This window comes from Clostridium sp. (assembly GCF_034179595.1).
Taxonomy (GTDB): domain Bacteria; phylum Bacillota; class Clostridia; order Clostridiales; family Clostridiaceae; genus Clostridium.
In genome coordinates, this window is the sequence record NZ_JAXFPT010000035.1 from 1 (window position 1) to 11,272 (window position 11,272).

6 protein-coding genes and 1 rRNA gene are annotated in these 11,272 nt (G+C 27.5%); all 7 read right to left on the reverse strand.

Annotated features, from left to right (window positions below; genetic code table 11):
• Window positions 1–508: 508 nt before the first annotated feature.
• Window positions 509–1,615, reverse strand: a complete 1,107-nt coding sequence (gene glgD / locus SPJ33_RS04200; protein ID WP_321116727.1) for a glucose-1-phosphate adenylyltransferase subunit GlgD — start codon at window positions 1,613–1,615, stop codon at window positions 509–511.
• Window positions 1,616–1,666: 51 nt separating this feature from the next.
• Window positions 1,667–2,851, reverse strand: a complete 1,185-nt coding sequence (locus tag SPJ33_RS04205) for a glucose-1-phosphate adenylyltransferase (RefSeq protein WP_321116728.1) — start codon at window positions 2,849–2,851, stop codon at window positions 1,667–1,669.
• 104 nt (window positions 2,852–2,955) lie between these two features.
• On the reverse strand, window positions 2,956–4,779 hold the full coding sequence (locus SPJ33_RS04210; RefSeq protein WP_321116729.1) for a glycoside hydrolase family 13 protein: 1,824 nt from the start codon (window positions 4,777–4,779) through the stop codon (window positions 2,956–2,958).
• 13 nt (window positions 4,780–4,792) lie between these two features.
• A complete protein-coding gene (locus SPJ33_RS04215) occupies window positions 4,793–7,222 on the reverse strand; it encodes a glycogen/starch/alpha-glucan phosphorylase (RefSeq protein WP_321116730.1) in 2,430 nt (809 codons plus the stop codon).
• Window positions 7,223–7,257: 35 nt separating this feature from the next.
• Window positions 7,258–8,688 (reverse strand): glycogen synthase GlgA, encoded by a 1,431-nt coding sequence (gene glgA / locus SPJ33_RS04220; protein WP_321116731.1) that lies wholly within the window; start codon window positions 8,686–8,688, stop codon window positions 7,258–7,260.
• Window positions 8,689–8,706: 18 nt separating this feature from the next.
• The gene (gene glgB, locus SPJ33_RS04225) at window positions 8,707–10,797 is read right to left on the reverse strand and encodes a 1,4-alpha-glucan branching protein GlgB (RefSeq protein WP_414627204.1); all 2,091 of its coding nucleotides are present in this window, start codon (window positions 10,795–10,797) and stop codon (window positions 8,707–8,709) included.
• A 373-nt stretch (window positions 10,798–11,170) separates the two neighbouring features.
• Window positions 11,171–11,272 (reverse strand): 5S ribosomal RNA (gene rrf, locus SPJ33_RS04230); the annotation flags it as partial.

Here is an 11,272-nt window from a genome sequence, read left to right on the forward strand (position 1 = left end):
CGCCGCCAGCGTTCGTCCTGAGCCAGGATCAAACTCTCAATAAAAAGTTTAATCATTTAACTCATAAAACTTACTTGTAAAAAGAATTGCTGGTTGTTTAAATGTATTTTATATTCTGTTCAATTTTCAAAGACCATTTTTATCTCATCGCCTTCAAGCGACTTGTTTATCTTACCACTTAAGATAATTTATGTCAACACTTTTTTAAAGAATATTTTTCAATTAAATGTGTTAAAAATTTTCTTTAGTGATTTCTGTATATCCTAAACAAAAACGTATTTACTTTGTTTTCGCTCGAACAACGAAACTAATAATATCACATATATACTTTCAATAAATTCAATATACATCCAAATTCAGAATTTACTACAATCATTCTCTTTTTTTCTATGTTTTACTCTAAAATTATATTACTGATACGCTAGGCAAAGTTTAATTAAAAAATTACATAAAAATAAAAAGGATGATAATTTATCACCCTTTTTTAATGCTAAAAATTTTTTTATAATTAGATAACTTTTTTCTTTTGTATAGTAACTGGATAGTTTTCCGCTCCATTTATATTTTGATTTTTGCTTATCTTTGTTCCTTTATCAGCAATAACCTTAGTCATTTCTACATTTTCTTCTATAATACTGTTTTGCATTATAATACAATTTTCAAGTACTGTTCCTTTTCCTACATGAACTCTTCTTCCTATAACACAATTTTTAACCGTTCCTTCGATATAAGATCCATTTGCAACAATTGAATTAACAACGTTACTTGCTTCAGTATATTGTGTAGGTGTCTCATCTTGTGATTTTGTATATATAGGATTATTATCATAGAATAATTCCTTATTTACATCTTGATTTAAAAGATCCATATTAGTATCAAAATAAGATTTAATAGAATTTACACAAGCTAAATATCCTTTAAACTCAAAAGCCCCAACTTTAAGATCGTTTAAATTTCTACTTATATAATCTCTAACCTTTCTGTGTACTCCATTTTTTATACATTCATAAACTATATTAACAAAAAGATCTGTTTTCATTATATACATTTCCATATTAATGTTAACTTCTTTTTCTCTACCTATGTTTTCTCCAATACTTATTACTCTATTTACTTCATTTATATTTAATGTCTCACAGTCTATAAAGTTTTTATCAGCATCATCTATAGCCTTATATACAACAGTCACATCATTTTTGCTTTCTATGTGGCTTTTTATAACATCATTAAAATCTATATTACATAACATATATGATGGAGCTAGTAATACATATTCTCTTCTACTGCTTCTTATAAACTCTATATTTTCGACAAAATTATGCACATCATCATATTCTGGTTCATAATCTCCAAAATTAAATACTCTAAGCCCATCTTTCTTTCTATGAAGATCCCAAGGTCTACCATTAGTTAAATGATTTATTAAAGATCTTGATTTATTTTTAGTAAATATCCCTATTCCTTCAATTCCTGAATTAGCCATGTTTGATATGATAAAATCTATAACTCTATATCTTCCTGAAATAGGCACTGATGCTAAAGTTCTGTGTCTAACTAATTCACCCATTTTATTTTCATTTTCATCTAAATTTATAATTCCTAAACAATTATTCAAAGAAACCACCCTTTCATCCCATACTGATTTTAAACTCTTATAGATATTTTCTTATACAAATATTTCTCTTGGTCTTATATCTAATCCCATATCATCAGATATAACTTCAGTTTCTAGATTTGAATTTGCAGCAACTACTGCAATACTCTCTCCATTACCAACTCTACATTCTCTTCCTATGACTGCATCTGCCCCAACTATAGCCTTTTCTATAATTACATTATCCTCTATACGTGCATTTGGCATTATAACTGAATCTCTTATTATAGTGTTCTTACCTACATAAACCCCTTGTGATATTATTGAATTTTCTATAATACCATCTATTAAGCATCCTTCTGTTACTAATGAATTCTTAACCTTAGCATCTTGTCCAATATATTGTGCAGGTCTAACTGGATTTTTAGAATATATTTTCCATTCTTTATTTTTTAAATCTAACTCTTCAGCTCTATTTAATAAATCCATATTTGCTTCCCATAAGCTATCTATAGTTCCTACATCTTTCCAATATCCTTTGAATGGGAAAGCTACCATTCTTCTATTATCATTAAGCATTTTAGGTATTATATTCTTTCCAAAATCATTACTTGAAGCTTCATCTAATTCATCTTCTTGTAAGTATTTCTTTAGAACTTTCCAGTTAAATATATATACTCCCATAGATGCATTAGTGCTCTTTGGATGTGCAGGCTTTTCTTCAAATTCATATATTGTTTTATCTTCTCTAGTATTCATAATTCCAAATCTAGTAGCTTCTTCCATTGTAACTTCTATAACAGCAATAGTTGCATCAGCATTTTTTTCTTTATGGAATTCTAACATCTTATCATAATCCATTTTATAAATATGGTCTCCTGATAAAATAAGAACATATTCAGGATCATATCTATCTAAATATTCTATATTTTGATATATAGCATTTGCTGTTCCCTTATACCAATCTCCACCTTTTTCTTTTTGGTATGGTGGTAATATTGCAACACCGCCATCTCTTCTATCTAAATCCCAAGCATCACCAATTCCAATATGTGAATTAAGTTCTAATGGCTTATATTGTGTTAACACTCCAACTGTATAAATTCCTGAATTTGCGCAGTTACTTAATGGAAAATCTATTATTCTATATTTTCCTCCAAATGGTACTGCAGGCTTAGCTAAATTCTTAGTTAAAACACCTAATCTAGAACCTTGTCCACCCGCTAAAATCATTGCTACGATCTCTTTTTTACCCATATACCTTATTCCCCTTCTCTTTTACACCTTATTTATATTTATTAAATCAACCCATACTGCTTTTTATATACTAGCACTAAGTAATAATTACTCAGTGCTAGTTATTAAAGAATATTTTTTAATATCTTAACACCTTTTTTATTTAGACTTATATTTATATAATTATCATTATTACTACTATATTTAGCATTATCTAAAAGGTCATAAACTTCATCTTTTATAAAATCCAGTTTATAATCTATCTTCATATCATTAGGATTTATGATTATAGTAATACCTTCATCACCATATACACGATTATATATAAGAAGATTTTTATCATTGCTTATAAATGCTAAAGTTCCTTTTTTTAGAGCCTCTTCTCTATTTCTTATCTCTATAAAACATTTATATATACTTAATATTTCATTATTTGGATTTGACCAAGGATATGTCTTTCTATTATAAGGATCTTTTCCTCCTGTAAGACCTACTTCATCTCCATAATATATTAAAGGAACACCTGGCATAGTCATTTGAATAGCTATCGCTAGATTAATAAGCTCTTTATTTTCACTTAGAATAGTTAATATCCTTTCAGTATCATGACTTCCTAATAAATTTATATTGCTATAAAAATTCTCTATAGGATAATTTTCATATAAATTCATCATTCTTTTAGCAAAATACTCTGAACTCATATTTCCTGTTAAATATTTTATTGTTATATCTCTAAATGGATAGTTAGTAACCGAATCAAGTTCATATCCAAAGAAATATTCTCTTCTCTTAGAGTAACTAACCTTATTTGAAGCATCTTCCCATACTTCTCCAATCAAAACACTATCACCATTAATATCTAACATTTTTTCTTTCATAACTTTTATAAATTGGTCAGGCAACTCATCTGCAACGTCTAATCTCCAACCATCTGCACCTAAATTCATCCATTTAGATATTATTGAATTATTATCTTTCACTATATAATTTATATAATCTTCATTTAATTCATCTACATTAGGTTGGTTATCAAAACCCCACCAACTATCATATTTATTTGGATATTCATAGAATCTATACCAGTTATAATATCTAGAATCTTTTGATTGATAAGCACCTATCTCATCATAATTTCCATACCTATTAAAATATTTACTATCTGATCCAGTATGGCTAAATACCCCATCTAATATAATTTTTATATCCAATTTTTTTGCTTCATCACATAATGTTTTAAAGTCCTCTTCAGTACCAAACATTTCATCTATTTTTTCGTAGTTTCCAGTATCATACTTATGACAACTTGTAGCTTCAAATATTGGATTCATATATATAATTGATGCCCCTAAAGATTTAATATACGGTAATTTTTTTATGACCCCTTTTAAATTGCCACCATAAAAATCCCATCTAACTATATTTCCATCTTTATCTCTAATATACATAGGATTATCATCCCAATTTCCATATATAAAACTATTCTTTTTAGGATTATTTACTACTCCATTATCATTTCCATTAAAAAATCTATCTACAAATATTTGATATATAATGCCTTCTTTATACCATTTAGGTACTTCTCTTTTCTTATATACTGTTAATTGATAAGTTTTAGGATTATACCTATAGCACTTACCAATTCCCCCTAATTCCTCTTCATTATTTCCATAATACATCACTTCATTATTATAAATAATTTCGAAATAATAACCGTTTATTCCATATAGATTATTTGTGTCTATATCTATACTAAATCTATTAGTTTTATCATTTCTTTTTTTCATCAATTCCCTATGTTTAGAGAAATCAAATTTTATTAAATTTAAATATACAGTTGCATCAAACCCTACATCTATTGATATAGATATATATTTACCAATTTCTACTGCACCAAATGGTTTTCTATAATGTAAATCGTGAGAATTATGAAAAATATTATCTTCTATCATAAAAGCCCCCTCATTATTTACCTTTATACAAATTTCTTGTATTCCAAATTTCTTTAGAATACTCCCTTATTGTTCTATCTGATGAAAACATACCTGAATGCGCTATATTAATAGCACATATTTTTTGCCACTTTCTTTGATTTCTATATAGCTTATCTATAACATCTTGAGCCTTTATATAATCATCAAAATCTTTTAGTACAAAAAATTCATCATTATAAATTAATAAGTTATCATAAATATCCTTAAACCTATTTTTATCTTCTGAATACTTTCCATTAACTAAATCATCTAATACTCTTTTTATTCGATTATTACTATTATATATATCAAAAGAAGAATAGCTACATGTCTTATAATAATTTATTACTTCATCTGAAGTTAATCCAAAGATTACTATATTATCATCATTAACTTCATCCCTTATTTCTATATTAGCTCCGTCTAAAGTAGCTACTGTTATAGCTCCATTCATCATAAACTTCATATTAGATGTACCTGAAGCTTCTTTAGTAGTAGTTGATATCTGCTCACTTACATCAGCTGCTCTTATTATTTTTTCTGCTATTGATACATTGTAATTACTTAACATAACTACTTTTATTTTATCTTTAACAATGGGGTCATTATTAATTTTTTCTGCAATAGCATTTATTAATTGAATTATATTCTTAGCTAAACGATATCCTGGTGCAGCTTTTCCACTAAATATAAATGTTCTTGGAACTATGTCTAAATCAGGATTTTCTAATAATTTATTATATAAATCCATTATTCTTAAACAGTTCAATGTTTGCCTTTTATATGCATGTATTCTTTTTACATGAACATCAAAAATTGAATTTGGATTTACTACTATTCCTTCTCTTTTATATATTTCTTCTGCTAATTTTTCTTTATTTTCAAACTTAATACTATAAAGAGAATCTAATACATTATAATCGTCTAAATGATCTTTTAACTTTATAAGCTCTGTAGGATCTTTAATAAATTCATCTCCAATTGTACTTCTTAATAACTTTGTTAGCTTTGGATTACTTTTTATAAGCCATCTTCTATGAGTTATACCATTTGTTTTATTATTAAATTTTTCTGGAAATAACTCATAAAAATCCGACATCTCTTTATGTTTTAATATTTCTGTATGAAGCTTTGCAACTCCATTTACACTATGGCTACCTACTATGGCTAAGTTTGCCATTCTAACATATCCATCAGCTATAATAGCCATACTAGAAATCTTGCCCCAATTTCCAGGATATCTTTTCCAAAGAATTCTACAGTATCTCTCATTTATTTCATTTATAATCATATAAATTCTTGGTAATAATCCTTCAATAATTTCTATTTGCCATTTTTCTAATGCTTCTGCAAGTATAGTGTGGTTAGTATAAGAAACTGTATTTTGAGTTATATTCCAAGCCTCATCCCAATCTAAATTCTCTTCATCAACTAATATCCTCATTAATTCTGGAATAACAAGAGTTGGATGAGTATCATTTATATGAATTGCAATATTTTCATTTAATCTTCTAATATTGCCTCCATTTTTCTTATAATTTCTTATAATACTTTGAATACCTGCTGATACAAGAAAATATTGTTGCTTTAATCTTAATAACTTTCCTTCATAAAAAGAATCTTCAGGATAAAGTATATAAGATATCGACTCAACAGAATTATTATTTATAGCTTTAGAATACTCTCCCTTATTAAAAGATGAAAAATCAAAATCATCATTAATAGATTCAGCACTCCAAAGTCTTAAAGTATTAACTACATTATTTTCATATCCTATTATTGGAGTATCATATGGTACAGCTCTTACACTTTCATATTCATCATGATAGAAAGTTAGCCTACCATCTTTATTATATGCTGTAACTTTTCCTCCAAATTTAACAATTTCATATTCATCTTCTCTTTTTATTTCCCAAACATTTTTAGATTTTAACCATTTATCTGCTACTTCAACTTGATTCCCATCTATAATTTCTTGATTAAAAAATCCATACTTATATCGGATACCACATCCATGTCCAGGTACATAAGAAGATGCCATAGAATCTAAAAAACAAGCTGCAAGTCTTCCAAGTCCTCCATTTCCAAGACCTTGGTCTTGCTCCATTTCTTCAAGTTTTCCCAAATCTATATCTAAATCTCTTAATCCTTCATTACAAATTTCTCTAATACCTAGATTTAATAAAGAATCTCCTAATAATCTTCCAAGCAAAAATTCCATTGAAAAATAATATACTTGCTTATCTTTTAATTCTTTATATTTATTATTAGTTTTAATCCAATCTTTTGTAGCATACTCTCTAACTAAAATTCCTAGTGCTTGATATTTTTCTAAATCAGTACCATCACTAAATTCTTTAGCATATATATTTAAAAACTTCTCTTTAAAATCTCTTTTAAATGTTTCTATGGTTATTGGCATTAATTAAAACCTCCTGATATCTCAAAAACTGAGTATCAATCTATTAATTCTTCATATAACTTTTTATATTCTTTAGCTGATTTTCCCCAACTATTATCAGAATTCATAGACTGTAGTATTAATCCTTGCCAAATTTCTTTATTTTTATATACTTCTAATGCATATTCAATCGTTTCTTTAAGTAAATTATAATCATACTTTTTAAACTTAAATCCTGTTCCAATTCCAGTATTCCTATCATAAGAAATAACTGTATCCTTAAGACCACCAGTTTCTCTAACTATAGGAATTGTTCCATATCTTAAAGCTATTAATTGAGCAAGTCCACACGGCTCAAATAATGATGGCATCAAAAACATATCAGATCCTGCGTATATTTTATGAGCAAGCTCATCATTAAACATTATATTGCTTGACACTTTATCTGGATATCTCTCTTGAAATTCCTTAAATTTAGATTCGTAAATACTATCTCCTGTACCTAAAATAACTACCTGAATATTCTCATGTAATATTCCATCTAACATATTTATTATTAAGTCACATCCCTTTTGATGAGTTAATCTAGATACCATTCCAATCATAGGTATATCTCTATCAATATTAAGTCCAAGTTCCTTTTGAAGCTCTTCTTTATTATCTTTTTTATATTCAAATGTGTTTATAGAATAATTTTTGAATATATATTTATCAGTTTCTGGATTATATTCATTATAGTCAATTCCATTTACTATTCCATTAAGCTCTTTTCCTTTAGAACTTAATATTTTATCTAAAGCTTCACCATATTCAGGAGTTTGTATCTCTTCTGCATAGGTTTTACTTACTGTTATAACTTTATCCGAAAAATTTATAGCTCCTTTCAAAAAGCTTACTCCATCATATAACTTTAAACTTTCATCATTTAATAACTCATAATTATATCCAAAAAGGTTCGAAAGTATATTAGTGGAAACTACTCCCTGAAAAAATAAATTATGAATACAAATTACTGTTTTTATATCTTTATAAAAACTTTTATTAATATAATCAACTTTATGCAAAACTGGTATCATTCCTGTCTGCCAGTCATTGCAATGTATAATATCAGGTTTCCAATCTATTTCCCTTAAAAACTCGAGTACAGCTTTATTAAAAAATGCAAATTTTTCTCCATCATCATGATATCCATATAACTGACTTCTTTTAAAATAATATTCATTATCCAAAAGATAATAAGTAACATCGTTGTACTTATATTGTAATATCCCACAACATTCATTTTTAAAGTTAATCTTAAATTTAAATTCTTTTATAACTTGTAATTGATCTTTTATTTCTCTTTTTATATCTCTATAATTTGGTATTACTACTCTAACATCTATACCTAATTTCTTTAGTGCTTCAGGTAATGCCCCTATAACATCTCCAAGTCCACCAGTTTTAATAAAAGGATGTGCTTCAGATGCAGCAATTAAAACCTTCATCATTTAGTTCACTCCTTGTTATTCTTCTATAATAGTTTTATTCTCAATCTCTAATTCACAATTAACTGTATTTTCATTTTCTAATTTATCATCAAGTTCTTCTTCGCTCTTTAATTCATCAGAAATTTTTTCTTCATTTTCTAATATATTAGAAACCTCTTGTTCAATTTTTAGCTCATTAAATTGTTCTATTCCAAGAACTGATATAGCCATTGGAGGAACTTTTATATTTATTGAATATGGCATATTATGATATTTTTCATTTTTTGCAGTCATTACTTCTTCCATAATTTGTCCTGATCCGCCATATTCCATTTTATCAGTATTAAATCTTTCTTTATAATCAGCAAAATACGGAACACCTATTGTGAAATTATGATAAACTTCTGGAGTAAAGTTACATATAAATATTAATGTATCCTTTTCCTCCCTACCTTTTCTCATAAACACAAATATACTTTGACTACTATTATCTGCATCTATCCATTTGAAACCTTCTGGATTATAATCTAACTCCCATAATGATTTATTTTCTTTATAGAATTTATTTAAATCCTTACAGAATCCATTAACCTTTTTATGCATATCAAACTCATCTATAAGTCTCCATTCAAGTTCTTCATAATCTCTCCATTCAATAAACTGGCCAAATTCAGAACCCATGAATAAAAGTTTTTTTCCTGGATGTCCAATCATATATGCTAAGTATAATCTAAGTCCAGCAAACTTTTTCCAATAGTCTCCCCACATCTTATTTAATAAAGATTTCTTTCCATGAACAACTTCATCATGTGAAATAGGTAATATAAAGTTTTCTGAATAATTGTACATCATAGAGAACGTTAAATTATTATGATGATATTTTCTATATATAGCATCAAGTTCTACATATTTTAACGTATCATTCATCCATCCCATATTCCATTTAAAATTAAATCCAAGTCCTCCATCTTTGACAGGCTTACATACATTTGGCCATGCTGTTGATTCTTCAGCAATCATTAATACATTATCAAATTCGGAAGATACTGCTGTATTTAAATCTTTTAAGAATTGTATTCCTTCTAAGCATCCATTACCTCCATAGATGTTAGGTATCCATTCTCCATCATTTCTTCCGTAATTTAGATAAAGAATATTTGAAACTGCATCAACTCTTAATCCATCTACATGGAACTCTCTAATCCAATATAATGCATTTGATATTAAGAAACTTTTTACTTCTGGCCTTCCTAAATCAAAATTAAATGTTCCCCAGCCTTTATTATCAGCTTTCCAACCTTCTTGATATTCATATGTTGGACTTCCATCAAACATATATAATCCATGCTCATCTTTACAAAAATGTCCTGGTGCCCAATCTAAAATTACCCCTATATCATTTTTATGAAGACAATTTATTAACTCTTTCAATTCTTCTGCATTCCCATATCTGCTAGTTGGAGAATAATATCCAGTTCCTTGATATCCCCAAGAAGCATCTAACGGATGTTCTACAAGAGGCATTAGTTCTACATGCGTATAGCCCATTTCTACAACATAATTAGTTAGTTGTTCTGCTAATTCACTATATGTTAAAAACTCATTATTTTTCTTTTTCCATGAACCTAGATGTACCTCATATATATTTATTGGACTTTCATATATATTCATTTTATTTCTTTTATTAATCCATTTTCTATCAGTCCATTTAAATTTTATATCCTCTTTAACAATTGAAGCTGTATTCGGTCTCATTTCTGATTCCATAGCATATGGATCTGCTTTATATACTCCATGAGTTCCCCACTGATTAACTATATAATATTTATATTTAACTCCTGGAGCTATATCTGGAACAAATAAACTCCATATTCCCATATCTGTTATTTTTTCTAATTTATATTCTTCAAGTGGCTTAAAATCAGAAAAATCTCCAACTACATACACACTACTTGCTTTTGGTGCCCAAACTGTGAATTTAACCCCACGTTTTCGCTTTTCAGTGGTAGGATGAGCTCCCATAAATCTATAACTGTTATAATTTTTTCCTTCATGGAATAAATAACTATCGAAATCTGTTATTTGACCTTTCTTAATTGTAGCTTTTTTCTTTACTGCTTGTACCATTTTTAATCCCCTCCCCACTTACCATACATTCATTTACAATTATAACATTTAATTACTATATACTCCATTTGTTTTTAAATATAAATTTCTACAAAATTATATACAACTACATTACTTTTCTTTTTTTATTTATATAAAAATAAAAAAGCCGAAAGACATATAGTTAGTTTTCGACTTTAATTTTGATATAAACTTTTTAAAAATATTCTTTAAATATAAATTTTATAAATATAGATTTTCAATGAATTTAATTGTTTCTTACAACCTAAATTAATAAGAATAAAAAATTGTAAGATTTTATGTGTTGGTATAAACAATTTATTTTTAAATAAAGAAAAAAGAGATAGTAATTAAACTATCTCTTTCATTACTCACCTGGCAACGTCCTACTCTCCCACACAGTCTCCCATGCAGTACCATTGGCGCTATAGAGCTTAACTTTCCTGTTCGGAATGGGAAGGAGTGTTTCCTCTAT

What these genes read in the sequence shown, in the direction of transcription:
- SPJ33_RS04205 (WP_321116728.1), bottom strand. Translation starts at nt 2,851, where the DNA reads ATGGGTAAAAAAGAGATCGTAGCAATGATTTTAGCGGGTGGACAAGGT.
- SPJ33_RS04210 (WP_321116729.1), bottom strand. Translation starts at nt 4,779, where the DNA reads ATGATAGAAGATAATATTTTTCATAATTCTCACGATTTACATTATAGA.
- SPJ33_RS04215 (WP_321116730.1), bottom strand. Translation starts at nt 7,222, where the DNA reads ATGCCAATAACCATAGAAACATTTAAAAGAGATTTTAAAGAGAAGTTT.
- glgA (WP_321116731.1), bottom strand. Translation starts at nt 8,688, where the DNA reads ATGAAGGTTTTAATTGCTGCATCTGAAGCACATCCTTTTATTAAAACT.
- glgB (WP_414627204.1), bottom strand. Translation starts at nt 10,797, where the DNA reads ATGGTACAAGCAGTAAAGAAAAAAGCTACAATTAAGAAAGGTCAAATA.